General features: G+C 67.5%; 25 protein-coding genes. 16 read left to right on the top strand and 9 right to left on the bottom strand.

From position 1 onward, the window contains the following. The 5 genes from ACK5F2_RS03845 to ACK5F2_RS03825 form a co-directional block, all read left to right on the top strand. Window positions 1-247: hypothetical protein (locus ACK5F2_RS03845; RefSeq protein ID WP_409862919.1), on the top strand; the 247-nt coding region annotated here is incomplete at its 5' end. A 106-nt stretch (window positions 248-353) separates the two neighbouring features. Continuing rightward, window positions 354-1,187, top strand: a complete 834-nt coding sequence (locus ACK5F2_RS03840) for a MotA/TolQ/ExbB proton channel family protein (protein WP_409862917.1) — start codon at window positions 354-356, stop codon at window positions 1,185-1,187. A 25-nt stretch (window positions 1,188-1,212) separates the two neighbouring features. After that, window positions 1,213-1,641, top strand: a complete 429-nt coding sequence (locus ACK5F2_RS03835) for an ExbD/TolR family protein (protein WP_409862916.1) — start codon at window positions 1,213-1,215, stop codon at window positions 1,639-1,641. Window positions 1,642-1,661: 20 nt separating this feature from the next. Next, entirely contained in the window at window positions 1,662-2,093 is a 432-nt protein-coding gene (locus ACK5F2_RS03830; protein WP_211343873.1) for an ExbD/TolR family protein, read from the top strand. Window positions 2,094-2,164: 71 nt separating this feature from the next. Next, window positions 2,165-3,406 carry a hypothetical protein gene (locus tag ACK5F2_RS03825; RefSeq protein ID WP_409862914.1) on the top strand — a complete coding sequence of 414 codons (1,242 nt, stop codon included), beginning with the start codon at window positions 2,165-2,167 and terminating at the stop codon, window positions 3,404-3,406. An 82-nt stretch (window positions 3,407-3,488) separates the two neighbouring features. Here ACK5F2_RS03825 and ACK5F2_RS03820 read toward each other — a convergent pair whose 3' ends face one another. From ACK5F2_RS03820 to ACK5F2_RS03790, 7 genes are all read right to left on the bottom strand, one after another. Next, complete coding sequence (locus ACK5F2_RS03820; protein WP_409862913.1) at window positions 3,489-4,247, bottom strand: 3-hydroxyacyl-CoA dehydrogenase; 759 nt, start codon at window positions 4,245-4,247, stop codon at window positions 3,489-3,491. Window positions 4,248-4,375: 128 nt separating this feature from the next. Next, window positions 4,376-5,029: an adenylate kinase gene (adk, locus tag ACK5F2_RS03815; protein ID WP_409862912.1), complete on the bottom strand. Its 654-nt coding sequence runs from the start codon at window positions 5,027-5,029 to the stop codon at window positions 4,376-4,378. Between the two features lie 136 nt (window positions 5,030-5,165). Beyond that, the gene (gene kdsB / locus ACK5F2_RS03810) at window positions 5,166-5,927 is read right to left on the bottom strand and encodes a 3-deoxy-manno-octulosonate cytidylyltransferase (RefSeq protein ID WP_409862910.1); all 762 of its coding nucleotides are present in this window, start codon (window positions 5,925-5,927) and stop codon (window positions 5,166-5,168) included. Further along, window positions 5,924-6,139 carry a Trm112 family protein gene (locus tag ACK5F2_RS03805; protein ID WP_409862908.1) on the bottom strand — a complete coding sequence of 72 codons (216 nt, stop codon included), beginning with the start codon at window positions 6,137-6,139 and terminating at the stop codon, window positions 5,924-5,926. The genes kdsB and ACK5F2_RS03805 overlap by 4 nt, the downstream gene beginning before the upstream one ends. 12 nt (window positions 6,140-6,151) lie before the next feature. Continuing rightward, window positions 6,152-7,180 carry a tetraacyldisaccharide 4'-kinase gene (lpxK, locus tag ACK5F2_RS03800; protein WP_409862906.1) on the bottom strand — a complete coding sequence of 343 codons (1,029 nt, stop codon included), beginning with the start codon at window positions 7,178-7,180 and terminating at the stop codon, window positions 6,152-6,154. Next, window positions 7,177-7,593: an ExbD/TolR family protein gene (locus ACK5F2_RS03795; protein WP_409862905.1), complete on the bottom strand. Its 417-nt coding sequence runs from the start codon at window positions 7,591-7,593 to the stop codon at window positions 7,177-7,179. Before ACK5F2_RS03795 ends, lpxK begins: the two co-directional genes overlap by 4 nt. Window positions 7,594-7,629: 36 nt before the next feature. Beyond that, a complete protein-coding gene (locus ACK5F2_RS03790; RefSeq protein WP_409862903.1) occupies window positions 7,630-8,307 on the bottom strand; it encodes a MotA/TolQ/ExbB proton channel family protein in 678 nt (225 codons plus the stop codon). Window positions 8,308-8,664: 357 nt separating this feature from the next. On the opposite strand from ACK5F2_RS03790, the gene xseA reads away from it, so the two are divergent. From xseA to apbC, 4 genes are all read left to right on the top strand, one after another. Beyond that, the gene (gene xseA, locus ACK5F2_RS03785; protein WP_409862901.1) at window positions 8,665-9,969 is read left to right on the top strand and encodes an exodeoxyribonuclease VII large subunit; all 1,305 of its coding nucleotides are present in this window, start codon (window positions 8,665-8,667) and stop codon (window positions 9,967-9,969) included. A gap of 67 nt (window positions 9,970-10,036) precedes the next feature. Beyond that, window positions 10,037-10,618 (top strand): superoxide dismutase, encoded by a 582-nt coding sequence (locus ACK5F2_RS03780; protein ID WP_409862899.1) that lies wholly within the window; start codon window positions 10,037-10,039, stop codon window positions 10,616-10,618. A gap of 82 nt (window positions 10,619-10,700) precedes the next feature. Then, entirely contained in the window at window positions 10,701-11,033 is a 333-nt protein-coding gene (locus ACK5F2_RS03775; RefSeq protein ID WP_409862898.1) for a thioredoxin family protein, read from the top strand. Between the two features lie 105 nt (window positions 11,034-11,138). Further along, a complete protein-coding gene (gene apbC, locus ACK5F2_RS03770; RefSeq protein ID WP_409862897.1) occupies window positions 11,139-12,236 on the top strand; it encodes an iron-sulfur cluster carrier protein ApbC in 1,098 nt (365 codons plus the stop codon). Between the two features lie 4 nt (window positions 12,237-12,240). On the opposite strand, the gene ACK5F2_RS03765 is transcribed toward apbC, so the two are convergent. Together ACK5F2_RS03765 and ACK5F2_RS03760 are read right to left on the bottom strand one after the other, a co-directional pair. Then, complete coding sequence (locus ACK5F2_RS03765; protein ID WP_409862895.1) at window positions 12,241-14,226, bottom strand: cache domain-containing protein; 1,986 nt, start codon at window positions 14,224-14,226, stop codon at window positions 12,241-12,243. A 7-nt stretch (window positions 14,227-14,233) separates the two neighbouring features. Continuing rightward, a complete protein-coding gene (locus ACK5F2_RS03760; RefSeq protein WP_409862893.1) occupies window positions 14,234-15,577 on the bottom strand; it encodes a sigma-54-dependent transcriptional regulator in 1,344 nt (447 codons plus the stop codon). 239 nt (window positions 15,578-15,816) lie between these two features. Here ACK5F2_RS03760 and fdnG point away from each other — a divergent pair, with 239 nt between their 5' ends. The 7 genes from fdnG to ACK5F2_RS03725 form a co-directional block, all read left to right on the top strand. Further along, window positions 15,817-18,888 (top strand): formate dehydrogenase-N subunit alpha, encoded by a 3,072-nt coding sequence (gene fdnG, locus ACK5F2_RS03755; RefSeq protein WP_409862891.1) that lies wholly within the window; start codon window positions 15,817-15,819, stop codon window positions 18,886-18,888. 10 nt (window positions 18,889-18,898) lie between these two features. Then, the gene (fdxH, locus tag ACK5F2_RS03750) at window positions 18,899-19,774 is read left to right on the top strand and encodes a formate dehydrogenase subunit beta (RefSeq protein ID WP_409862890.1); all 876 of its coding nucleotides are present in this window, start codon (window positions 18,899-18,901) and stop codon (window positions 19,772-19,774) included. A 12-nt stretch (window positions 19,775-19,786) separates the two neighbouring features. Beyond that, entirely contained in the window at window positions 19,787-20,410 is a 624-nt protein-coding gene (locus tag ACK5F2_RS03745) for a formate dehydrogenase subunit gamma (protein WP_409862888.1), read from the top strand. 37 nt (window positions 20,411-20,447) lie between these two features. Next, window positions 20,448-21,470, top strand: a complete 1,023-nt coding sequence (gene fdhE, locus ACK5F2_RS03740) for a formate dehydrogenase accessory protein FdhE (protein ID WP_409862887.1) — start codon at window positions 20,448-20,450, stop codon at window positions 21,468-21,470. Further along, a complete protein-coding gene (selA, locus tag ACK5F2_RS03735; RefSeq protein ID WP_409862886.1) occupies window positions 21,470-22,945 on the top strand; it encodes an L-seryl-tRNA(Sec) selenium transferase in 1,476 nt (491 codons plus the stop codon). Before fdhE ends, selA begins: the two co-directional genes overlap by 1 nt. Continuing rightward, window positions 22,942-23,469: a TlpA family protein disulfide reductase gene (locus ACK5F2_RS03730; RefSeq protein WP_409862885.1), complete on the top strand. Its 528-nt coding sequence runs from the start codon at window positions 22,942-22,944 to the stop codon at window positions 23,467-23,469. Before selA ends, ACK5F2_RS03730 begins: the two co-directional genes overlap by 4 nt. 25 nt (window positions 23,470-23,494) lie before the next feature. Further along, on the top strand, window positions 23,495-24,342 hold an 848-nt coding region (locus tag ACK5F2_RS03725), incomplete at its 3' end, for a transglutaminase-like domain-containing protein (RefSeq protein ID WP_409862884.1).

The following is a 24,342-nucleotide window of genomic DNA, read 5'->3' as shown; positions in this document are numbered from 1 at the left end:
GGTGTGCACCAAGATGGGCAAGCCCGAGGTGCCGGCTGTGAACTGGAGTGGCGAGGCGCTGTACCGTGCCACGGCCACGGTCAAGGCTGGTCGCGTGGTTGGCGTGGAAATCGCCTCCCTGCGTGGTGGCGTGGATCGTCGTGCTCAGCGCGCCCTGATTCAGGCCATCTCGGACACGCTCAAGGACACCTACGAGTGCCCGGGCGACCATGTGTTCGAGCAGGAATTCCAGTTCCGCATCGAATAAGCCTTTCAGGCGCCCTCATCCAAATTACCGGGGCCCGGTCACGAGCCGGCCCCAGTTTCTCACCTGAGTTCCGATCTCTCGATCTCTCTACGTAGGAGTTGACTCCATGATCTCTCGTATCTCCGGCCTGTTCGCCGCGATCGCATTTGCCGCGTCCCTGGCTGTGGCTCCCCTGACCGTTTCTGCCCAGGCTGCTCCTGCTGCCTCGGCCGCTCCTGCTGCCGAGACCGTTGCCGCTGCTGCACCTGCTGCCGAAGCCGCTCCTGCCAAGCCGGCTGACAATCCCTACGGCCTGAAGGCCCTGGTGACCCATGGTCACGCTGTGGACCAGGCCGTGCTGGTCGTGCTGGCCCTGATGTCCATGGGTTCCTGGTACATCCTGTTCGTCCGCCTGTGGGACACCCACAAGCTGGGCAAGGAAGCCAAGGAAGTGCGCGCCACCTTCTTCAAGAAGGCCAGCATCGCTGAAGGCGTCAAGAGCCTGAACGAAACCGGCGCCTTCCGCTACATCGCCCAAACCGCCGTGGAAGCCTCCGAGCACCACGAAGGCGCGCTGACCGAGAACATCGACCACAGCAGCTGGGTGACGATGAACATCGAGCGTGCCGTTGGCGAAGTCAACAGCCGTCTGCAGTCGGGCCTGGGCTTCCTGGCCACCGTGGGCTCCACCTCTCCCTTCATCGGCCTGTTCGGTACCGTGTGGGGCATTCTGCAAGCCCTGACCGCCATCGGTGTGGCCGGCCAGGCTTCGATCGACAAGGTGGCCGGCCCCGTGGGTGCCGCGCTGATCATGACCGCCATCGGTCTGGCCGTGGCCGTTCCGGCCGTGCTGGGTTACAACTGGCTGGTCAACCGCAACAAGGTCGTGATGAGCCAAGTGCGCGCCTTCTCCGCTGATCTGCACGGCGTGCTGATGGGCAACCGCGCCGTCAAGCGCTGATCGTCGGACTCTCTGGAGCCTCATCATGGGAATGAACGTCGGATCGTCTTCCGGCGAGGATGAGGTGGTCTCAGCGATCAACACCACACCCCTCGTGGATGTGATGTTGGTGCTGCTGATCATCTTCCTCATCACCGTCCCGGTGGTGACGCAGTCGGTGGCGGTGAATCTCCCCAAGGAGACCAACGTCATCCGCGTCACCAAGCCGGAAAACATCGAGCTGTCGGTGACCAAGGACGGCGACGTCTACTGGAATACCGTTCTGGTGCCCGACAACGAGGCACTGGTGGAGCGCCTGAAGAAGGTGTCGGTGCTGAACCCCCAGCCGGAGGTTCACGTCCGTGGCGACGACAAGGCGCGTTATGAGTCTGTCGGTCGCCTGATGGTCGCCTGTCAGCGTGCGGGCATCCTGAAGATCCGCTTCGTCACCGAGCCGCCGGCTCGTGGCGGCTGATCGGCGCGAGGAGCTAGAACATGGGAATGAACGTAGGTAGCTCGTCGGGTGGCGATGAACCGGAAGTCATGATGGACGTCAACACGACGCCTCTGATTGACGTGATGCTGGTTCTGCTGGTGATGCTGATCATCACCATCCCCATCCAGCTGCACTCGGTGAACCTGGATCTGCCTGCCGGCAACCCGCCGCCGCCGACCCGGGAGCCAGTGGTGCACGAAGTCTTCATCGACTTCGACGGCACGGTGAGCTGGGATGGTGTGGCGCTGCCCAATCATGCGGCCGTCGAGGCCAAGCTGAACGAGGTGGCAGCCGCTGAGGACCAGCCGGAAGTGCACATCAAGCCGAACAAGCTGGTGGACTACGGCGCCGTGGCAGCCGTCATGGCCTCGGCCCAGCGCCTGGGCGTCAAGAAGATGGGCATGATCGGCAACGAGCAGTTCATCAACTGATGATCAAGTGATTGATGGAACGCGCTGTCCGCGAGGGCGGCGCGTTTTTTTTCGCGAGGAGCAACACAGCAATGAAACTCAAGACTCTGGCCGGCGCCGCCGTCGGCGCTGCCGCCCTGATGCTGGGCATGGGCCCGCAGGGCCAGATCGGTTTCCCCCAGGCCTATGCCCAGGAAACCGTGCGCCCCGAGGTGGGCAAGCACCTGAAGGATGCCGCCGCCCTGATCAAGGCCGGCAAGCACAAGGAAGCCCTGGCCAAGCTGCGCGAGGCCGAGGCCGTGGGCGGCCGCACGCCCGCCGAGAACAATGCCATCGAAGGCACGCGCTTCTCGGCCGCCATGGGTGCCAACGATCCGGACTCCATGGCCCGCGCCTTCGAGGTGATCAAGGGCCGCCTGGCTGCGCCCCAGCAGCTGCAGTACATGGAAGCCATTGCCGGCACCTATTTGCGCGCCAACAACGCGCCCAAGGCGCTGGAATGGGCCAACAAGTACTTCGCAGCGGGTGGCGCCAGCGCCACCATGAAGACCGTGCAGCAGCAGGCCCAGTTCAAGTCTGGTGACATGACGGCCGTGCTCAAGGATACGCTGGCCGAGGTGCAGGCCGAAGAGAAGGCTGGCAAGGTTCCCAGCCAGGACAAGCTGAACCTGCTGCTCTACGCAGCCCAAAAGAAGAACGACGGTGCCACCGAGGCCCTGGCCACCGAGAAGCTGCTGAACTACTACCCCCGCAAGGAGTTGTGGGCGCAGATTCTGGGCGGCCTGCCGCAGAAGAAGGGCTTCTCGCCCCGCTTCGGCCTGGACGTCTACCGTCTGAAGATGGTCACCGGCAATATGAAGACCGCCGACGACTATATGGAAATGGCCCAGCTGGCCGCCCAGGCCGGTTTCCCGGCCGAAGGCAAGGCCGTGGTGGAGCAGGGCCTGGCCGCCAACATCCTGGGCCAGGGCGCCGAGGGCGCGCGCCACAAGCGTCTGCTGGACCTGATGGTCAAGAAGATTGCCGAAGGCAAGGCCGGCTATGCCGAGGCCGAGAAGGCTGCCAACGACGCCAAGTCGGGTGATGAGCTGATCAAGCTGGGTCTGGCTCAGGTCTTTGCCGGCGACAAGGCCGGTGGCCTGAAGCTGGTGGACGCCGGCATCGCCAAGGGCAACTTCAAGCGCGCGGATGACGCCCGGTACTACCAGGGCCTGGCCCTGTTCACCGCGGGCGATTCCGCCAAGGCTCAGCAGGCCTGGCGCGGTGTGAAGGGAAGCGACGGTTCCGGCGAGCTGGCGCGCCTGTGGACCATCCACGCCCGTTCAAAGAAGTGATTGCGCGGCAGCCTGCGGGCTGCGCGTGAAAGCAAAAGGCCTCCCGCCGCGGGAGGCCTTTTTCATGTGGCGAGCAGGGCGTTTACTTGGGCGCCAGGCGAATGGCGCCGTCCAGACGGATCACCTCACCATTGAGCATGTCGTTGGTGATGATCTGGTGCACCAGCTTGGCATAGTCCTCGGGCTTACCCAGGCGGGACGGGAAGGGCACGTTGGCGGCCAGCGCGTCCTGCACCTCCTGGGGCATGCCAAAGAGCATGGGCGTGCCGAAGATGCCCGGGGCGATGGTCATATGGCGGATGCCGTTGCGCGCCAGGTCGCGGGCGATGGGCAGGGTCATGCCCACCACGCCGCCCTTGGAGGCCGCGTAGGCCGCCTGACCGATCTGACCGTCATAGGCCGCGACCGAGGCGGTGGAGATCAGCACGCCGCGCTCGCCGGTGGCCTCGGGCTCGTTCTTGCTCATGGCCTCGGCGGCCAGGCGGATCATATTGAAGCTGCCCACCAGATTGACGTTGATGACCTTGGCAAACAGCGCCAGGGCATGGGCGCCGTCCTTGCCCACGGTCTTGGCGGCGGGGGCGATGCCGGCGCAGTTCACCAGGCCCATCAGCTTGCCCAGCGCGACGGCCTTGGCCACCACGGCCTGGCCGTCGGCCTCCTGGCTGACATCGGCCTTGACGAAGGCGCCGCCCAGCTCGGCCGCCAGGGCCTCGCCGCGCTCCACCTGCAAGTCGGCGATCACGACCTTGGCGCCTTCGCGCGCCAGCATGCGGGCCGTGCCCTCGCCCAGGCCCGATGCGCCGCCGGTGACGATGAATACCTTGCCTGCGATTTCCATCGCTGTCTCCTTGTGTCTGTCTGAGTTACGTTGACGTAAACGTCAATTGTGGCCCAAAGAAAAGGCTGCCGGAAGGCAGCCCGTGGCGCGGGGCGGCGCCCCGTGCCTGTCTCGTTCAGCTGTGTTGCTCAGCCCAGCGCAGCCAGGGCGCGCGCGGTGATCTCGTCCACCGAGCCGATGCCCTCGATGCGACGGTACTTGGGCGCCTGGGCGTCACCGGTGGCGGCCCAGCTGGAGTAGTAGTCCACCAGGGGACGGGTCTGGGCTTGATAGACCTCCAGACGCTTCTTGACGGTTTCTTCCTTGTCGTCGTCGCGTTGGATTAGCTCTTCGCCCGTGGCGTCATCCTTGCCCTCGACCTTGGGCGGGTTGAACTTGACATGGTAGGTGCGGCCCGAGGCCACATGCACGCGGCGGCCGCTCATGCGCTCGACGATGGCGCTGTCGGGCACATCGATCTCCAGCACGAAGTCCAGCTTCACGCCGGCTGCCTTCATCGCGTCGGCCTGGGGGATGGTGCGGGGGAAGCCATCGAACAGAAAGCCCTTGGCGCAGTCGGGCTGGGCAATGCGTTCCTTGACCAGGCCGATGATGATGTCGTCGCTGACCAGGGCGCCAGCGTCCATCACCTTCTTGGCGGCCAGGCCCATCTCGGTGCCGGCCTTGATGGCGGCGCGCAGCATATCGCCGGTCGAGATCTGGGGAATGCCGAATTTCTGGCAGATGAAGGCGGCTTGAGTGCCTTTGCCGGCGCCGGGGGCGCCCAGAAGAATCAGTCGCACGGGGTCTCCTCGATTTTCAAAAAGAAGGGCCCCGCCTCGCGCCGACGCCCTCGCAAACTGCGGGCGAGGATAGCACGCTGGGGCCTACGGCCGGCTGACGCGGGCCGCTGTTGTCATCTGGCTGTAACGCCGCGGCTCAGCCGCCGAGCTTGGGCATGAGTTGCCGCACGCGCTCCAGGTCCTCGGGGGTGTCCACGCCCGGGCCGGGCTTGTCGGCGCTGATGTGGACCGCAATGCGTTCACCATGCCAGAGCACGCGCAGCTGCTCCAGCGATTCGATCTGCTCGAGCGGACTGACCGCCAGGCCAGGGAAGCGGCGCAGAAAGCCGGCGTGGTAGGCATAGAGGCCGACATGGCGCAGCACCGAGCCCGGCTTGAAGCCTGGCGCGTCCGGGCTGCCGTCGCGCCACCAAGGGATGGGTGCTCGCGAGAAGTACAGGGCCGTGCCGCGCGCATCGGTGACCAGTTTGACCACATTGGGGTTGGCGAACTCGGTCGCCGCATCCAGGGCGTGGCCGACCGTGGCCATCACACAGTCCTCGCGCTGGCCCAGCAGGCTGGCACAGGCATCGATCATGGCCGGCGCGATCAGAGGTTCGTCACCCTGCACATTCACCACCAGCTCGCGGCCGTCCAGGCCCAGCTGCTCGCAGGCCTCGGCCAGGCGATCGCTGCCCGAGACATGGTCGGCGCGCGTCAGCAGGGCCTGCACGCCATGGGCCGCGCAGGCGGCCTGCACCTCGGGTGCATCGGTGGCCACCACCACCTGGCGCGCCTGCGAGAGCGCGGCGCGGCGCGCCACGTGCACGATCATGGGCAGGCCGTGGATGTCGGCCAGCGGCTTGTTGGGAAGCCGGGTGGAGGCCAGCCGGGCCGGGATGATGACCGTGAAGCTCATGCGGGGCGCACGGCGCTCACGCTGGGGGCGGCGGGGCTCGGCGCATCCAGGGCCCGTGCCTCGTTCTCCAGCATCACGGGGATGCCGTCGCGAACCGGGAAGGCCAGGCGGTCGGCCGGGCAGATCAGCTCGCTCACTTGTTCATGGCGCTGCAGCTCCAGCGGCCCCTTGCAGATGGGGCAGACCAGCATTTCCAGCAATCGGTTGTCCATGGTGTTCTTGTCTCAGCGCGGCAGCAGAGCCAGCAAGGCCTGCTCAAAGGATTCGTCGGGCCTGAAGTCTAGCGCCACCACCCAGGCCTGGGTGCTGCCCAGGCGTGCCGGATCTAGCTTGACCGCATCCTTTTCCGTGATCAGAAGCTCGCGGGTGTCCTCGGGCCAGGGCAGCGAGGCGAAGTCGTGGTGGTCGCTCAGGGGCAGCTCGCGGACCTGCAGGCCCTGCTCGCGCAGCATGTCGAAAAAGCGCTGCGGCTGGGCCAGGCCGGCTGCCGCCAGCAGTTCGCGACCGCGCAGCGCCTGCAGCGCCTCCAGACGGGCCGGCTGGCCCAGCCACCAGTCCTGCAGGCGCACGGCACCCGCCAGGCGGCGCCGACCCACATGGCCGGCCAGCGGGGTGCTGGGGGCCGGGGCGTTGTAGAGCACGATCCGGGGCTCGCGCGAGAGTGGCCGCTTCTGGCGCAGCGGCCCGGCCGGCAGCAGGCGGCCATTACCCAGGCCGCGCTCGTCAAAGACCAGAATGCTCAGGGCGCGCGGCAGGCGCCAGTGCTGCAGTCCGTCATCGCTGATCAGCAGCTGCAGCTCGGGATGCGCCGTCAGCAGCGCGCGCGCGGCGGCGACGCGGTCGCGGCCCACGGCGACCGGCGCGCCGCTGCGCAGATGAATCAGCAGGGGCTCGTCCCCGGCCTCGCGGGCGCTGCTTGCGCGCCGCAGCAGATGCACCGGGCCCGTCAGGCGTTCATCGCGGCCGTAGCCGCGCGAGATCACGCCCGCCGCAATGCCTTGCGCGCGCAGCAGTTGCAACAGGGCCAGGGTGGTGGGGGTCTTGCCGGCGCCGCCCACGATCCAGTTGCCCACCACGATCACGGGCACGGGCAGAGTCTCGGTCTTGCGCCAGCCCCAACGGTAGAGCGCGGCATTGGCGCCGCTGAGCAGGCCGTAGAGCGCGCCCAGGGGACGCAGCAGCTGCGCCAGCACGCCGCCCTCGCGCCAGGCGCGCTGCAGGCGCTTGGCCGGGGCGCTGCTGTCTGCGCTCATCGGCCCTGGGTCTGGGCCGCGAAGGTCAGGCGTGAGAGCCCGGCGCGGCGCGCCGCGTCCATCACAGTGACCACCGACTGGTGGGCTGCTGCGGCGTCGGCCGACACGATGACCATGGCCTCGGCATTGCCGCCCGAGGCCTGGCGCAAGGCCACGGCCAGCAGCTCGGGCGCCCGACCGTCCACCAGCTCGCGGTTGACCATGTAGCGGCCGTCGGCCGACACCGAGACCAGCACCTCGCGGGGGCGCTCCTTGAGCGCCTCGGCCTCCGCCGTGGGCAGGGTGATCTGCAGCTCGGTGAACTTGCTGTAGGTGGTGGACATCATCAGAAAGATGAGCACCACCAGCAGCACATCGATGAAGGCGATGAGGTTGATCTCCGGTTCATCGTGGGGGCGTTGACGGAACTTCATCGCTGCATCCTCGCGAACGGTGTGGGGCGCCGCGCCTCAGCGCAGGCCGGTGCGCGAGGCCTGGGCCTGCGCCTGCATCTGGGCCTGGGCCGTGGCTTGCTGGGTGAAGCGCGACAGATGGGCCATGAAGCGCTCGCTGGCTTGTTCCATCTCCAGCACATAGCCCTCGACCCGGCCGCGGAAATAGCGGTAGCTCATCAGCGAGGGGATGGCCACGATCAGGCCGAAAGCCGTGTTGTACAGGGCGATGGAGATGCCATGAGCCAGCTGGGTGGGGTTGCCGCCGGTAGGGCTCTGGCTGCCGAAGATCTCGATCATGCCCACCACCGTGCCCAGCAGACCCAGCAGGGGGGCGGCCGTGGCAATGGTGCCCAGGGTGTTGAGGTAGCGCTCCAGCTTGTGGATGGCCGCGCGGCCCGCCAGCTCAAAGGTCTGGCGCAGGCGGGCATCCGGCAGGCGCGGCTCGGCGATCACGGCGCGCAGGCCGGAGGCCAGCACCTGGCCCAGCAGCGAGCTCTCCGCCAGCTTATTCACCACCTCGGCGCTGGGCAGCTGCTGATTGCTGACCGAGATCACCTCGTCCAGCAGGGTTGGCGGGGCGATCTTGGCGCCACGCAGGCTGGCAAAGCGCTCGATGATCAGGGCCAGGGCCACGACGGAGCACAGCAGGAGCGGCCAGATCGGCCAGCCGGCCGCTTGTATGATCGAAAACAAGGCGTCTATCCCTTTGGTCTGCGACGGCCCGCCAGTGGCGAGCGCGCTCGGTGAAGCTGCGCGCGATTATGGCCCCAAGCCGGGCTGTGGCGAACCAAGGCGGGTCAGGTCTTGCCCGAAGGCCTGTCGCAATCCACCGAGCCTGTGGATAACTTTGTGGGCAAGCTGTTCCGGCGGGCCTGGCGAGCCCGTGAAATCGGGCCTCGGCTTAGATTGCCTAATTTTTGAGCAGGAAAAAACTCTTGAAAAACAAGCGTTTATACGCGTGTGACATCGCCGTTACGGGGCGTATGGGCCGCCAGGCCCCATCTGGCGCGACTGTGGAGTTCTCGACCCGCGCCAATACTGGGTTTGCGCATGGTTGAGCCCTGGAAAGCCGCATCACCACGGGTGGTCTGGGGGGTGGCGGGCCTGTTGCGCGCGGTCTCGGACGCGCTCAATGCCCGCTTTGCCGTCTGCACCGTGCAGGGTGAAATCTCGGGCTTCACCCGGGCCGCGAGCGGCCACAGCTACTTCAGCCTCAAGGACGCCGAGGGCGAGGCCGGCCTGCTGCGCTGTGCCATGTTCCGGCGGGCCGGCGCCTACCTGGATTTCACGCCCGGTGATGGTCAGCTGGTGGAGCTGCGCGGGCGCCTGGCCCTGTACGAGCCGCGTGGCGAGCTGCAGTTCATCGTGGAGAGCATGCGCCGTGCCGGCGCCGGGGCGCTGTATGAGCAGTTTCTGCGCCTCAAGGCCAAGCTGGAGGCCGAGGGCCTGTTCGAGCCTTCCGTCAAGCGGGCACTGCCGCGCTTTCCGCGCCGTATTGGTGTGATCACATCCACCGCCGGCGCGGCCCTGCACGATGTGCTGACCGCGCTGCGCCGCCGCGCGCCCCAGGTAGAAGTCCTCGTCTACCCCAGCCCCGTGCAGGGGGCCGAGGCGCCGCCGGCCCTGGTGCGCGCCTTGAATCTGGCCAAAGCCCGGGCCGCCGTGGAAGGGCTGGACCTGCTGCTGCTGTGCCGTGGCGGCGGCTCGCTGGAGGACCTCTGGGCCTTCAACGACGAGCGCGTGGTCCGGGCGGTGGCCGGCTCCATCCTGCCCGTGGTCTGTGGCGTGGGCCACGAGACCGATGTGACGCTCTGCGATCTGGCGGCCGATCTGCGCGCGCCCACGCCGACGGCCGCGGCCGAGCTGGCCGCCCCGCCGCGCGCCGTGGAGCTGGACCGATTGCGTGCCCTGGCCAGCGCCCTGCAGCGCCGCATGGACCAGCGCCTGGACCAGGCCGCCCAGCGCCTGGACCGCGCCGGCCTGCTGCTGGCCCGGCCCAGTGCCGCCCTGGCCCAGCAGCGCCGCCGCCTTGCCTTGCTGGAGCAGCGCTGGGGTCAGGCCTTGCCAAGGCGGGTGGAGCGCCAGCAGCAGACGCTGGCCCAGCTGGCCCAGCGTCAGCAGCGCGCCAGCGGGGCGCTGATGGCACGGCAAGACCTTCTGCTTTCAAGCCTGCAAGCCAGGCTGCAGGCCCTGGACCCCAAGCGCGTGCTGGCACGGGGCTATGCCTGGCTCGACGATGGCCAGGGGCGCGCACTGGCCTCGGTGGGCCAGTTGCATGCCGGTCAGCAGGTCAATGCGGTGCTGGCGGACGGCGAGGCCAGCCTCGAGGTTCTCGGCACCCGCATGGGGTCATAAGCAAGCTGCCTACAATGGCCGCCGACCCAAGACCCAACCACCCACGAGTCAAGAGGAGTTGATTGATATGGAACATACCCTGCCGCCGCTGCCCTACGCCATCGATGCCCTGGCCCCGCACTACAGCAAGGAAACGCTGGAGTTCCACCACGGCAAGCACCACAACGCCTATGTGGTGAACCTGAACAATCTGCAAAAGGGCACCGAGTTCGAGAGCAAGACCCTGGAGGAGATCGTCAAGACCTCCAGCGGTGGCATCTACAACAACGCCGCCCAGATCTGGAACCACACCTTCTTCTGGAACTGCATGAAGCCCAATGGCGGCGGCGCACCCAGCGGCAAGCTGGCCGAGGCCATCAACGCCAAGTGGGGCAGCTACGAGGCCTTCAAGGAAGCCTTCGTCAAGAGCGCCGTCGGCAATTTCGGCTCCGGCTGGACCTGGCTGGTGAAGAAGGCCGATGGTTCGGTGGACATCGTCAACACCGGCGCCGCTGGCACCCCGCTGACCACCGCCGACACGGCCCTGCTGACCGTGGACGTGTGGGAGCATGCCTACTACATCGACTACCGCAATCTGCGCCAGAAGTTCGTCGAGACCTTCTTCTCGAACCTGGTGAACTGGCAGTTCGCCGAAGCCAACTTCGGCTGAGTGCGGCGGGCTCAGGCCTGAGCCCATGCAGCAAGAGCCGGTTCCGACCGGCTCTTTGTCTTTGTGTCATCACCGCATCGCCATGTCCGAGTTTCCAGTATTGCCCTATGAGCCCCAGGCGCCCATGCTGGCCGATCTGGAGGCCATGGCGGGGCCGGTCCTGATCGAGTTCGGCACCGACTGGTGCGGCCACTGCCAGGCCGCCCAGCCCCTGATTGCACAGGCGCTGGCAGCACAGCCCGCATTGCGCCGCCTCAAGATCGAGGACGGCCGTGGCCGAGCGCTGGGGCGCAGCTTTGGCGTCAAGCTCTGGCCCACCCTGGTCCTGCTGGAGCGCGGGCAGGAGCTGGGGCGCGCCGTGCGTCCGCAATCGCTAGCGGAACTCCAAAAGCTGCTGGCCCTGGCGCGCGGCTGAGGCAGGGCTGAAGCACGGCTGCGTTGGGGCCGAGATGTCCCGCGCGGCCGACGGGGCATGAGCCCTGGGCTAGACTGCGCCGCCTCTTCTAGAACAATGCCAGCCATGACTCAAGTCTCGGAAACCTCGCTCTTGCAGGCCCTTCAGGGCGTCATCGACCCCAACACGCGCCAGGACTACGTCAGCACCAAGCAGCTGCGGCAGCTGCGGGTGTCCGCCAGCGGCGATGTCTCCTTCGAGGTCGAGCTGGGCTATCCGGCCGCAAGCCAGCTGGATGCCTTGCGTGCCGCCCTGGTGGCCGCGGCCCGCTCGGTGCCGGGCGTGGGCAATGTCAGCGTGAGCCTGTCCTCCAAGATCATTGCGCATGCGGTGCAGCGCGGCGTGCAGCTGCTGCCCGGCGTGAAGAACATCATTGCCGTGGCCTCGGGCAAGGGCGGTGTGGGCAAGAGCACCACGGCGGCCAATCTGGCCCTGGCCCTGGCCGCCGAGGGCGCGCGCGTGGGCCTGCTGGATGCGGACATCTACGGCCCCAGCGTGCCCACCATGATGGGCGTGAGTGGTGCGCCCGAAAGCCTGGACGGGCAGCTGATGGAGCCCAAGCTGGCCCATGGCGTGCAGGTCAACTCCATCGGCTTCCTGGTCGCCGATGACCAGGCCATGATCTGGCGCGGCCCTATGGCCACCAATGCCCTGGAGCAGCTGCTGCGCCAGACCCGCTGGCAGGACCTGGACTATCTGGTCATCGACATGCCACCGGGCACCGGCGACATCCAGCTCACGCTCTCGCAGCGCGTGCCGGTCACCGGCGCGGTCATCGTCACCACGCCCCAGGACATCGCCCTGATCGATGCCAAGAAGGGGCTGAAGATGTTCGAGAAGGTGGGCGTGCCCATCCTGGGTATCGTGGAGAACATGGCGGTACACATCTGCCGCAACTGCGGCCATGCGGAGCACATCTTCGGCCAGGACGGTGGCAAGAAGATGGCCGAGCAGTACGGCACCGAGTACCTGGCGGCACTGCCCCTGGCCCTGTCCATCCGCGAACAGGCCGATGCCGGCCGCCCCACGGTGGTGGCTGCGCCCGACGGCGAGGAAGCCGGGCTCTACAAGGCCCTGGCCCGTCGCGTGGCGGTCAAGATCGCCGCCCAGGCCAAGGACTACTCGAGCAAGTTCCCCACCATCTCCATCTCCAAGAACAGCTGAGGCCTCAGGCGGCCTGCGCCGGCTCGCTGAGCAGCAGCAGGCTAAAGCAGGCGCCCTCGGGCTCGGCCTCGGCGCGCAGCTCGCCCTGATAGCGCTGCACGATGCTGCGGCTGATCCACAGGCCCAGGCCCGTGCCCTCGGCCTTGCTGGTGACAAAGGGCTGGAACAGCCGCGCCATCATCTCGGGGCTCAGGCCCGGCCCCGTATCCGACACGGTGATGCGCACCCCGGCACCCGCCGGGCCGTCCCAGTCTTCCGTGCCCAGGCTCAGGCGCCCGCCGTCCGGCATGGCCTGGGCGGCATTGACCATCAGATTGATCAGCACCTGCTGCAGCTCCTGGCGGTTGATGCCCACGCTGCGGCGGGCCCGGTAGTCGCGCTGCACCTGGATGCGGGCGCGGCTGAGCAGGTGCTCCACCAGGAGCAGGCTGCTGTCCAGGGCCTCGGCGGGATCGACCGCTTCCACATAGCCGGCGTACTCGGCGGGGCGGGCGTATTGCAGCAGCTGGGTGACGATCAGGCGCATGCGCTCGATCTGCTGATCGATCAGGCGGATCTCGGCACGCGCCGGCTCCGCCGCCGGGCCTAGCAACTCCCGCATCAGGTCCAGATTGCCCTGGATCACCGCGATGGGGTTGTTGATCTCGTGGGCGATGCTGGCCGTGAGCTGACCCACCGTGGCCAGCTTCTCGCTGTGCAGCAGCTGGGCCTGGGCGGCCTCGAGTTCCGCGCCGCGCTCGGCCACCTTGTGGTCGAGCTCCTCACCCCAGCGCTGCAGGGCGCGGGTCTTGTCGTCCACGGTGTCCAGCAGATGATCCAGATGGCCGGCCAGGCTGCCCAGCTCATCGCGGGCGGGCAGGGGGCCTACGCGCGCACCGCTGTCGCCGGCCTCCACCTTGGCCATGGTGCGGGCCATGCGCTCCACCGGGCGGAAGATGCTGCCCGCCCAGCGCAGCGAGACCCAGGCTGCGAGCAGCATCACGGCCAGGAAGACGAAGGCCACACCAGCCAGCACGCTGTACTTGGCCCATTGGAAGGGGCGTTCCAGAAAGCCGACGTAGAGCATGCCCACGCGTTGACCGTCCTTGTTGCTCAGCGGCAGATAGGCCGAGATATACCAGTCCTTGACCACGAAGGCCCGCGCCAGCCAGGTGCCGCCGCTGCCCAGCACCTGCTCGCGGACCTGCTGAGAGACGCGTGTGCCGATGGCACGCTCGCCCCGTGAGCTTTCGAACAGGCGCACATTGGTGGAGATGCGCACATCCTCCAGAAACAGGGTGGCCGTGCCCTGGCTGCCCGCGGGCAGGGCGCCTTCGGGGTAGACGATCTCGTTGAGATGATCGATGAAGGGCAGGTTGCGGTTGAGCAGCACGCCGCCCTGCAGATGACCGAGCAGCCGCCCCTGGGCGTCGTGGATGGGGGCGCGCGCGATCAGCACCATGGCACGCTCCTCGCGGCTGCGCTCGCTGGGCGCGGCATTGGGCGTGGGCAGCAGCGGGATGCCCAGCCGGTCGCGCAGGGCCGGCGCAATCTGCTGCAGCAGCTCCGGCTCGAGCAGGGCCACGGAGGCCAGGTCGCCCTTGTTGTCCGCGACCAGCTCCGGCAGGGGCGCCCCCTGCGGCGCCATCAGCCCGAATTCATTGGCCCGCAGCTCGCCCTGCGGACCCAGCAGATTGATGAACTCCAGCTGGTGCTCGCGGCGCGCATCGGCCAGCAGGGCGGGCAGGTCCTGCAGGCGCTGGTTTTGCAGCAGATGCACCAGGCGGTGGGCGCTGGCCGCTGCGCGCGTGCCACCGGCAATCTCGCCTTGCACCCGCTCGAAATAGCCCTTGGCCACCGCCAGATCGCTGCGCACCTTGGTGATCAGCAGGCGATCAAAGGCCGCATCGCCCCAGTACACCAGGATCAGGCCCAGCAGGGGCAGCACGGCCCACAAAGGCAGCAGGCTCAGCAGCAGCAGCTTGGTGCGCAGGCTCAGCGGGTGTTTCATTGCGGGCTCATTGGGCCGCCCAGTCGGCAAAGCGGCGCTCCAGCGTGCGCTTGGAAATGCCCAGCAGGCGCGCGGCCTGGGCCTTGTCGCCCTGCACCGAGCCCAGCACGGCCAGGATGTGCTGACGCTCCAGGGTCTGCAGATCGGTGGTGGCCGGGGCGCTCTCCATGGCCGGATACAGGGCCGAGAGATTGAGCGAGCCCAGGATCAGCGAGCGCTCGACCAGATTGCGCAGCTCGCGCACATTGCCCGGCCAGTCGTACTGCTGCAGATAGGCCAGTTGCTCGGGGCTGGGCGTGATGGGGTCGGCCGAGAGCCGCGGTGCCAGCTCGGCCACGAAATGCTCCACCAGCAAGGGGATGTCCTGCTTGTGTTCGCGCAAGGCGGGCAGGCGCAGCTCCACCACCAGAAGCCGGTAGTACAAGTCCTTGCGCAGGCGTCCGGCGGCCACCTCGCCGGCCAGATTGCGGTTGCTGGCGGCGATGATGCGCAGATCGGCCGCAATCTGCTGCTCGCTGCCCACGGGCCGGATCTGGCGCTCTTCCAGCACCCGCAGCAGCTTGCCCTGGGCCGCCAGCGGCAGCTCGGACACCTCGTCCAGGAACAGGGTGCCACCCTGGGCGTAGAAGAGCAGGCCATCGCGCGTGCCGTGGCCAAAGAGTTCGGCCTCCACACCCTCGGGCGACATCAGGGCGCAGTTCACCGGCACGAAGGGCGCCCGGGACCGGGCGCTGCCATGGTGCAGGGCCTGGGCCGCCAGCTCCTTGCCGGTGCCGGACTCGCCGCTGAGCAGCACCGTGCTGTCCACCAGGGCGGCGCGTGCCAGGCTCTCGCGCAGCAGCTGCATCTGCGGCGATTGGCCACGCAGGCTGGCGGGGCCGGGCTGCGGCCGCCCGAGCTCGGTCTGCAGCGTGCGCTTGAGCACGAAGTTCTCGCGGGTCAGGCGGGCGCGCTCCAGGCAGTGCTTGACGGCATTGAGCAGCTGGGTGGTGCGAAAGGGCTTGAGGATGAAGTCCGAGGCGCCGATGCGCAGCGCCTCGATGGCGGTATCCAGATCGGCAAAAGCCGTGATCAGGATCACCTCGCAGGTATTGCCAGCCGTGCGCAGCTCGCGCAGCCAGGCCAGGCCGCTGCGGCCGGGCAGGCTGATGTCCAGCACGATCAGGTCGAAGCGCTGCTGGCGCAGCAGGGCCTCGCCGTCCTCGGCGCTGGCGGCGGTCAGCACCTGGGCGCAGCGGGGGGCCAGGGTCTTGGCGAGGAAGTTGCGCATGCCTTCCTCGTCGTCGATCACCAGCACGGCGCTGCCCGGCCAGGCGATGCTTGGTGGGGTGGCAGGGGGCTTGTTGTTCATCGCGCCTCACTGTAGCTCGCCACACTTGCTGCGCTGCACCAAGGCAGGCAAGAACCGACCCCGTCAAGCGGGCGCTGTTGGCTGAAGTCTGCGACAAATTGTCGCGGCGTGCTGCCAACTTGTCACAAGGTCACCTGCAGATGGACAAGCGGGGTGCTTTTGTGCGGCAATCGGGAAGCGTGTCGCGTGACGGCCAATCTCTAAGAACTGTTGGGGGCAACCCCAGGAGGCAAGATCAAATGGACATGAACCGGAGGCAGTTCTTCCGGGTGAGCAGCGCGGGGCTGGTCGGCTCCAGCCTGGTGGCCTTGGGCTTTTCGCCCACGGCCGCACTGGCAGAAGCGCGCAACTTCAAGCTCGCCCGGGCGACCGAAACCCGCAACACCTGCCCGTATTGCTCGGTGGGTTGCGGCCTGATCATGTATTCGCTGGGTGACAAGGCCAAGAATGTCACCAGCGAAATCATCCACATCGAGGGCGACCCGGATCACCCGGTCAACCGCGGCACGCTGTGCCCCAAGGGCGCGGGCCTGCTGGACTTCGTCCACAGCCCCAACCGCCTGAAGTGGCCCGAGATCCGCGAGCCCGGCGCCAAGGAGTGGAAGCGCGTCAGCTGGAGCGAGGCGATGGATCGCCTGGCCAAGCTGATGAAGGCCGACCGCGACGCCAACTTCATCGCCCAGAACGCGGACGGCAAGACCGTCAACCGCTGGCTTTCGACGGGCATGCTCTGTGCCTCGGCATCCTCCAATGAATCGGGCTACATCACCCACAAGGCGATGCGCTCACTGGGGATGCTGGTATTCGACAACCAGGCACGCGTTTGACACGGACCGACGGTGGCCAGTCTGGCCCCGACGTTCGGACGCGGCGCGATGACCAACCATTGGGTTGACATCAAGAACGCCGATCTGGTGCTGATCATGGGCGGCAATGCCGCCGAGGCGCATCCCTGCGGTTTCAAGTGGGTGATCGAGGCCAAGCATCACAACAAGGCCAAGCTGCTGGTCGTGGACCCGCGCTTCACGCGCTCGGCCGCGATGAGCGACTACTACGCCCCCATCCGGGCGGGGTCTGACATCGCCTTCCTGGCCGGCGTCATCAACTACCTGCTCAGCAAGGACAAGATCCAGCACGAGTACGTCAAGCACTACACCAACGCCAGCTTCATCATCAACGAGGGCTTCAAGTTCGAGGACGGTCTGTTCTCGGGCTATGACGAGGCCAAGCGGCGCTATGACAACGCCAGCTGGGCCTACGAGCTCGACGACAAGGGTTTTGCCAAGGTCGACCCGACCCTGACGCATGAGCGCTGCGTGCTGCAGGTCATGAAGCGGCATTTCTCGCGCTACACCCCCGAGCTGGTCAGCAAGATCACGGGCACACCCCAGGACAAGTTCCTGAAGGTTTGCGAGATGATTGCCGAGACCTCGGCGCCGGGCAAGGTGATGACCATCATGTACGCCCTGGGCTGGACCCAGCACAGCCAGGGCTCGCAGATGATCCGCACCGGTGCCCTGATGCAGCTGCTGCTGGGCAATATCGGCCTGCCCGGTGGCGGCATGAACGCGCTGCGCGGCCACAGCAATATCCAGGGCCTGACCGACCTGGGTCTGCTGTCGACCTCGCTGCCGGGCTATCTGAGCCTGCCGCGTGAGTCGGAGCAGGATCTGGAGACTTACTACAAGCCTCGCGCCACCAAGCCCCTGCGTCCCAACCAGATGAGCTTCTGGCAGAACTACCCCAAGTTCTTCGTCAGTCTGCAAAAAGCCTGGTGGGGCAAGGCCGCGACCAAGGAGAACGACTGGGCCTTCCACTACCTGCCCAAGTGGGACAAGACCTACGACGTGCTCCAGGCCTTCGAGATGATGAACCAGGGCAAGCTCAACGGCTATATCTGCCAGGGCTTCAACCCGGTGGGCTCCTTCCCCAACAAGAAGAAGATCATCGACGGCCTGTCCAAGCTGAAGTACCTGGTCATCATCGATCCGCTCAACACCGAGACCGCCGAGTTCTGGCGCAATTTCGGCGAGCACAACGATGTGAAGACCGAGGAGATCCAGACCACGGTGTTCCGCTTCCCCAGCACCTGCTTTGCCGAGGAAGACGGCTCGCTCACCAACTCGGGCCGCTGGTTGCAGTGGCACTGGAAGGGGGCCGAGCCTCCGGGCGAGGCCAAGGGCGATGCGGAGATCATTGCCGAGATCTTCCTGCGTCTGAAGTCCATGTACCAGAAGGAGGGTGGGGCCTTCCCCGACCCCATCCTGAACCTGACCTGGCCCTACAAGATTCCGCACAGCCCCGCAGCGGACGAGTTGGCCATGGAGTTCAATGGGCGGGCGCTCGCGGACGTCACGGACCCCAAGGACCCGAGCAAGGTGCTGGCCAAGACCGGCGAGCAGCTGGCCGGCTTCGGTCTGCTGCGCGATGACGGCTCCACCGCTGCCGGCTGCTGGATCTATTCCGGCAGCTGGACGCAGGCGGGCAACCAGATGGCGCGCCGCGACAACAGCGACCCCTGGGGCATTGGTCAGACGCTGAACTGGGCCTGGGCCTGGCCGGCCAACCGCCGCGTGCTCTACAACGCCGCCTCCTGCGACCCCTCGGGCAAGCCCTGGAACGGCAAGCGCCGGCTGATTGCCTGGAATGGCGAGCGCTGGGGTGGTTCGGACGTGCCGGACATCCGTCCGGACGCGAATCCGAACGACGAGGAGGCCGTGCGCCCCTTCATCATGACCGCCGAGGGCGTGGCACGACTTTTCGCGCCCACGGGACTGGTGGATGGACCGCTGCCCGAGCACTACGAGCCCTTCGAGTCGCCCCTGGTCAACAACCCCATGCACCCCAAGAACGACAAGGTGCGCGCCAACCCGGCCGCCCGCGTCTTCAAGGGGGATATGGAGGCCTTCGGCAAGCCCTCGGAATATCCCTATGTGGCGACCAGCTACCGCCTGACCGAGCACTTCCATTACTGGACCAAGAACGTGCGCACCAGCGCCATCATCCAGCCCCAGCAATTCGTCGAGATCGGCGAAGAGTTGGCCAAGGAGAAGGGCATTGCCAACGGCAGCATGGTCAAGGTCTCGTCCAAGCGCGGCTTCATCAAGGCTGTGGCCGTGGTGACCAAGCGCATCCCGACGCTGGAGGTCGACGGCAAGAAGGTGCACACGGTGGGTCTGCCCAATCACTGGGGCTTTGTGGGTGTGGCCAAGCCCGGATATCTGGTGAACACGCTGACCCCCTTCGTGGGCGACGCCAACACCCAGACGCCCGAGTACAAGAGCTTCACCGTGAACATCGAGAAGGCCTGAGGGGAGCGCCATGTCATCTCTGCAATCTCTGGACATCGCCAAGCGCTCCGCCACCACCACGCCGCCGCCTCAGGCGCGGCAGGGGGTGGAGGTCGCCAAGCTCATCGACGTCAGCTCCTGCATAGGCTGCAAGGCCTGTCAGGTGGCCTGCATGCAGTGGAACGAGCTGCGCGACGATGTGGGCGACAACGCTGGCACCTACGACAACCCGCGTGATCTCACGCCCCAGTCCTGGACCGTGATGCGGTTCTCGGAAGTGGAGGTGGAGCAGAACAAGCTGGAGTGGCTGATCCGCAAGGACGGCTGCATGCATTGCGAGGATCCGGGCTGCCTCAAGAGCTGTCCGGCCCCCGGTGCCATCGTGAAATACACGAACGGCATCGTGGACTTCATCTCCGAGCACTGCGTGGGCTGCGGCAACTGCGTCACCGGCTGCCCCTTTGACGTGCCCCGCATCTCCAAGGTGGACAGCAAGGCCTACAAATGCAGCCTCTGCTCCGACCGTGTGGGTGTGGGCCTGGAGCCGGCCTGCGTCAAGGCCTGTCCCACCGGCGCCATCCGCTTTGGCGCCAAGGAGGACATGCTGGACTACGGTGCCGAGCGCGTGGCCGATCTCAAGGACCGCGGCTACCAGCAGGCCGGCGTCTACGACCCGGCCGGCGTGGGCGGCACCCATGTGGTCTATGTGCTGCAGCATGCGGACAAGCCCGAGCTCTATCACGGCCTGCCCAAGGATCCCAAGATCAGTCCCCTGGTCTCCTTGTGGAAGGGCGCGGCCAAGCCGCTGGCGGTGGCGGCCATGATCGGCGCGGTCTTCGCGGGCTTCTTCCACTACATGAAGGTGGGGCCGGTGGAAGCCAAGGAAGACGACAAGGCGGACGCCTGAAGGAGACACACCATGGCGAGCAAGCTTCTGCAACGCTACTCGGACGGCGAGCGCATGAACCACTGGGTCATTGCGCTGCTGTTCATCGCCGCCGGGCTTTCGGGCCTGGCCTTCTTCCACCCCAGCCTGTTCTTCCTGAGCCATCTGTTCGGCGGCGGCGTCTGGGCCCGCATCCTCCACCCCTTCATCGGGGTGGCCATGGTGCTGGCCTTCCTGGGCATGTTCGTGCGCCTGTGGCGCGAGAACCTGCTCAACGACGCCGACCGTGAGTGGGTCAAGCACAGCGGCGACATGCTGCGCGGCAACAAGGCGGCCATGCCCCCGGTCGGCAAGTACAACGCCGGCCAGAAGGGCGTGTTCTGGCTCATGGCCATCAGCCTGCTGGCCCTGCTGGTGACCGGCATCATGTTCTGGCAGCCCTGGTTTGCGGACAGCTTCCCCATCCTGGCGCGGCGCATTGCCGTGGTGGTGCATGCCGCCAGCGCGGTGGCCCTGATCCTGAGCGTGATCATGCATGTCTACGCCGCCATCTGGGTCAAGGGCACCGTGCGAGCCATGACGCGTGGCACCGTGACCGAGGCCTGGGCACGGCAGAATCACGCGCTGTGGCACAAAGAAATGACCCGCGGCAAGTGATGCGCGCAACGCAAGTTCAAGGAACGGACCCCCAGCAATGAGTTTGACGGCCGGAACCCGGCTGCTATCGCCCGAAGAGATCGCCGTTCGGGCGGGCGAGCAGATCACCCAGCTGCGCCTGCCCGAGCCCGGCGTCTTTGCCGAGCGCGAGCTGCGCCTGCGCCAGCTGGCCGAAGGCCATGCCATGCGCGACTACCTGCTCTTCTGCGCCGAGCTGGCCCGCTGCCAGCACGAGCTGCTGAAGAGCGAGCGGTCCCTGGCCCTGCCCACCACCGAGCAGATTGAGGCCGCCGCCAACAGCGGTTTGCCCCTGCTGCCCGGGGCCGGTGAGCAGGCCTGGACGCGCGAGCCGGCCTGGCGCGAGGACCTGCGGTCCCTGATGCGCCTGCTGGCGGCCCGCGTGGCCGCCGGCCCGGCGCGCGACACTGCCCTGCGCCTGGCCGAGGCCGAGGATGCACACCTGGAGCTGCAGGCCGAGCGCCTGCTTTCCGGCGTGATGCTGGGCCTGGACCTGGGCACGGCCCCGCTGATCGCGGCTGGCCTGCAGCTCTACTGGGTGCGCCTGGTCAGCCAGGTGCAGGCGCGCCATGGCAAGGACCGCGTGGCGCCCTTCGGTCGCATCGACGATCCCACCCTGTGCCCCTGCTGCGGCTCGCGGCCCACGGCCAGCATCACCCGCCTGGGCGCCGACACCACCGGCACCCGTTACCTCAGCTGCAGCCTCTGCGCGGCGCAATGGCACTATGTGCGCATCAAGTGCACGAACTGCCAGAGCACCAAGGGCATCAGCTTCCGCGCCCTGCAGGACGTGGCCGAGGAGGGTAATGGCAGCGCCGAGACCGCCGTGGTGCAGGCCGAATGCTGCGAGGAATGCGGCCACTATCTGAAGATCGTGCACATGGAACGCGACAACCGCGTGGAACCCATGGCCGACGATCTGGCCTCGCTGACCCTGGATCTGCTGGTCTCGGACACGGGCCTGCAGCGTCGCGGCGTCAATCTGATGCTGCTCTTCGGCGATCCTGACACGGCACCGCCGGATCCGGGCGGGAGGTCCTGATGGCGGCGCCCGAAGAGTCCGTGGTTCACGGCTCCAAGGCACCCGGCAAAGCCGAAGCCAAGGACCTGCCCTCCGTCGACCGTCTGTTGCGCCTGCCCGCGGTGGCGGCGCTGATCGAGACCCAAGGCCACCGCCTGGTGGCCGATGAAGCCCGCGCCCTGCTTGAGTCGCTGCGCCCCCGCGTGCTGGCGGCCGAGCTGGCGCGCGAGGCCCTGGCGCCCGAGGCCCTGGCCGGGGCGCTGGAGGCGCGCGTTCAGGCGCGCCTGGACAGCCGCATGCGCGCGGTGCTCAACCTCACCGGCACCGTCATCCACACCAATCTGGGCCGCGCCCTGCTGGCCGACTCGGCCCTGCAGCAGCTGCTGGCCATGATGGCCGGCCCCAACAATCTGGAGTACGACCTGGCCTCGGGCGGACGCGGCGACCGCGACGATCTGATCGAGGGCCTGCTGTGCGAACTCACCGGCGCCGAGGCCGCCACCGTGGTCAACAACAATGCCGCGGCCGTGCTGCTCAGCATCGCGGCCCTGGCCGCGGCCCATCCGGGCGGGCGCGAGGTCATCGTCTCGCGCGGTGAGCTGGTGGAGATCGGCGGCGCCTTCCGCATGCCCGATGTGATGGCCAGCGCCGGCGCCACTCTGGTGGAGGTGGGTACGACCAACCGCACCCATGCGCGCGACTACGCGGGCGCCATCAATGCCCGCACCGCCATGCTGATGAAGGTGCACACCAGCAACTACCAGGTGCAGGGCTTCACGGCCTCGGTGGACGAAGCCACGCTGGCGCCCATCGCCCATGAGCACGGCCTGCCACTCGTTTCCGACCTGGGCAGCGGCGCCCTGGTGGATCTGGCGCAATGGGGCCTGCCGCGCGAGCCCATGCCCCAGGAAATGCTGGCCGCGGGCGTGGATGTGGTGACCTTCAGCGGCGACAAGCTGCTGGGCGGCCCCCAGGCCGGCCTCATCGTGGGCCGGCGCGACTACATCCAGCGCATCCGCAAATTTCCCATGAAGCGTGCGCTGCGCATGAGCAAGCTGCCGCTGGCGGCGCTGGAAGCCACGCTGCGCCTGTATCTGCGGCCGGACCGCCTGACGCGCGACCTGCCCACCCTGCGCCTGCTGACCCGGCCCCTGGCCGAGATCGAGGCCCAGGCACAGCGCCTGCAGCCGGCCCTGGCGCAAGCTCTGGCCCCGCACTACACGGTGGCGGTGGCGCCCATGCTGGGCCAGATCGGCTCGGGCTCCCTGCCGGTGGAGCGCCTGCCCTCGGCCGGCCTCACGGTGGCGCCGGCGGGCGTGGGCAAGCGCGGCCTGGGCACAGCCCTGGATCGCCTGAGCGTGGCCCTGCGCGGCCTGCCCCTGCCCGTGATCGGCCGCATTGCCGAAGACCGGCTCTGGCTGGACTGCCGCTGCCTGGACCAGGAGGCGGCCTTCCTGGCCCAGCTGGGCCGTCTGAGCGAGGTACTGAAGGCATGAACCTCTTACGACGTGATGCGCTGCGCAAGGCGGCGCTGCTGGGCCTGGGTGCGTGCAGCCTGTCGGTCCTGGCCCAGGACGGCGCGCTGCGCCGGCCCTGGCCCGCGGGCACGCCCACGCCACCCGTGGCCCTGCCGGGCTTTGAGGGCCCGGGCTTCGAGCTGGCCCAGGCCCGCGGCAAGGTGGTGCTGCTCAACTTCTGGGCCAGCTGGTGCGAGCCCTGCCGCAGCGAGATGCCCGCGCTGGAGCTGCTGGCGCAGAGGTACGAGGCGCGCGGCCTGCAGGTGCTGGCCGTCAACCACCGCGAAACCGATGCCGCCCTGCGCCGCTTTCTGCAGCAGATGCCCGTGGATCTGCCCATACTGCGCGATGCCGACGGCGCCGTAGCCCGCGCCTATGGCGTGCGCATCTTTCCCACCAGCGTGCTGATCGCGCGGGATGGCCGTGCGGCCTTCTCGGTGATTGGCGAGCTGGACTGGACCGGACCGCAAGCGCGGCAGTGGATCGAGCCCCTGTTGGGCTGAACACCTATTTGAAGGAAAGAAAGCCATGAGTCAACTCAAGCGTCGTCATCTGATGCAGGCCGTCGCCGCTGGCGTGGGTGCCAGCCTGGTGCCGGGTCTTGCCCTCGCTCAGACCCAAACCCAGGCCACTGGAGGCGAGCGCCGCTTCGCGCCCCAGCCCGGCGCCTGGCGCCGCTTCGAGATGAGCCTGGAGGTCAGCGTGGCCGACCATCAGGGTCAGACCAAGCTCTGGCTGCCCCTGCCGGACATCGAGACCGACTACCAGCGCACGCTCGACCACAGCTGGACCGGCAATGCCAGCGTCAGCCGCATCGTGTCCGACCCGGCGCGCGGCGTGCGCATGCTCTATGCCGAGTTCCCCGAATCGGTGAAGACGCCCACCCTGAGCCTGGTCAGCCGCGTGCAGACCCAGAGCCGCGCGGTGGACTGGAGCCGCCCCGGCCGCGTCAGCGAAGACCCCGCGGTGCTGCGTGCCAATCTGGCCGCCACCGAGCTGGTGCCGGTGGACGGCATCGTGCTCCAGACCGCGTTGCAAGCCACCCAGGGCGCCAAGACCGATGTGGAAAAGGCCCAGGCCATCTACCGCTGGGTGATCGCCAAGGCCCACCGCGAGCCCAAGACCCGCGGCTGCGGCACCGGCGATGTGCGCACCATGCTGGAGACCGGCAATCTGGCCGGCAAATGCGCCGACCTCAATGCCATCTTCGTGGGCCTGTGCCGCGCCGTGGGCGTGTCGGCCCGCGATGTCTATGGTCTGCGCCTGGCGCCCTCGGGCTTCGGCTACCGCGAGCTCGGTGCCAACTCGGCCAGCCTCAAGGGCGCGCAGCACTGCCGCGCCGAGGTCTTCCTCAAGGCCTATGGCTGGGTGGCCAT

It is taken from the genome of Roseateles sp. (assembly GCF_046300915.1).
Taxonomy (GTDB): Bacteria; Pseudomonadota; Gammaproteobacteria; order Burkholderiales; family Burkholderiaceae_C; genus Kinneretia.
Note: the sequence above shows the minus strand (reverse complement) of the source record. Positions and strands in the feature narration are given on the sequence as shown.

Bases quoted from the DNA above. Each gene is read 5' to 3' on its own strand.
- ACK5F2_RS03840 (WP_409862917.1), top strand. From the start codon at position 354: ATGATCTCTCGTATCTCCGGCCTGTTCGCCGCGATCGCATTTGCCGCG.
- ACK5F2_RS03835 (WP_409862916.1), top strand. From the start codon at position 1,213: ATGGGAATGAACGTCGGATCGTCTTCCGGCGAGGATGAGGTGGTCTCA.
- ACK5F2_RS03830 (WP_211343873.1), top strand. From the start codon at position 1,662: ATGGGAATGAACGTAGGTAGCTCGTCGGGTGGCGATGAACCGGAAGTC.
- ACK5F2_RS03825 (WP_409862914.1), top strand. From the start codon at position 2,165: ATGAAACTCAAGACTCTGGCCGGCGCCGCCGTCGGCGCTGCCGCCCTG.
- ACK5F2_RS03820 (WP_409862913.1), bottom strand. From the start codon at position 4,247: ATGGAAATCGCAGGCAAGGTATTCATCGTCACCGGCGGCGCATCGGGC.
- kdsB (WP_409862910.1), bottom strand. From the start codon at position 5,927: ATGAGCTTCACGGTCATCATCCCGGCCCGGCTGGCCTCCACCCGGCTT.
- ACK5F2_RS03805 (WP_409862908.1), bottom strand. From the start codon at position 6,139: ATGGACAACCGATTGCTGGAAATGCTGGTCTGCCCCATCTGCAAGGGG.
- lpxK (WP_409862906.1), bottom strand. From the start codon at position 7,180: ATGAGCGCAGACAGCAGCGCCCCGGCCAAGCGCCTGCAGCGCGCCTGG.
- ACK5F2_RS03795 (WP_409862905.1), bottom strand. From the start codon at position 7,593: ATGAAGTTCCGTCAACGCCCCCACGATGAACCGGAGATCAACCTCATC.
- xseA (WP_409862901.1), top strand. From the start codon at position 8,665: ATGGTTGAGCCCTGGAAAGCCGCATCACCACGGGTGGTCTGGGGGGTG.
- ACK5F2_RS03780 (WP_409862899.1), top strand. From the start codon at position 10,037: ATGGAACATACCCTGCCGCCGCTGCCCTACGCCATCGATGCCCTGGCC.
- ACK5F2_RS03775 (WP_409862898.1), top strand. From the start codon at position 10,701: ATGTCCGAGTTTCCAGTATTGCCCTATGAGCCCCAGGCGCCCATGCTG.
- apbC (WP_409862897.1), top strand. From the start codon at position 11,139: ATGACTCAAGTCTCGGAAACCTCGCTCTTGCAGGCCCTTCAGGGCGTC.
- ACK5F2_RS03765 (WP_409862895.1), bottom strand. From the start codon at position 14,226: ATGAAACACCCGCTGAGCCTGCGCACCAAGCTGCTGCTGCTGAGCCTG.
- ACK5F2_RS03760 (WP_409862893.1), bottom strand. From the start codon at position 15,577: ATGAACAACAAGCCCCCTGCCACCCCACCAAGCATCGCCTGGCCGGGC.
- fdxH (WP_409862890.1), top strand. From the start codon at position 18,899: ATGTCATCTCTGCAATCTCTGGACATCGCCAAGCGCTCCGCCACCACC.
- ACK5F2_RS03745 (WP_409862888.1), top strand. From the start codon at position 19,787: ATGGCGAGCAAGCTTCTGCAACGCTACTCGGACGGCGAGCGCATGAAC.
- fdhE (WP_409862887.1), top strand. From the start codon at position 20,448: ATGAGTTTGACGGCCGGAACCCGGCTGCTATCGCCCGAAGAGATCGCC.
- selA (WP_409862886.1), top strand. From the start codon at position 21,470: ATGGCGGCGCCCGAAGAGTCCGTGGTTCACGGCTCCAAGGCACCCGGC.
- ACK5F2_RS03730 (WP_409862885.1), top strand. From the start codon at position 22,942: ATGAACCTCTTACGACGTGATGCGCTGCGCAAGGCGGCGCTGCTGGGC.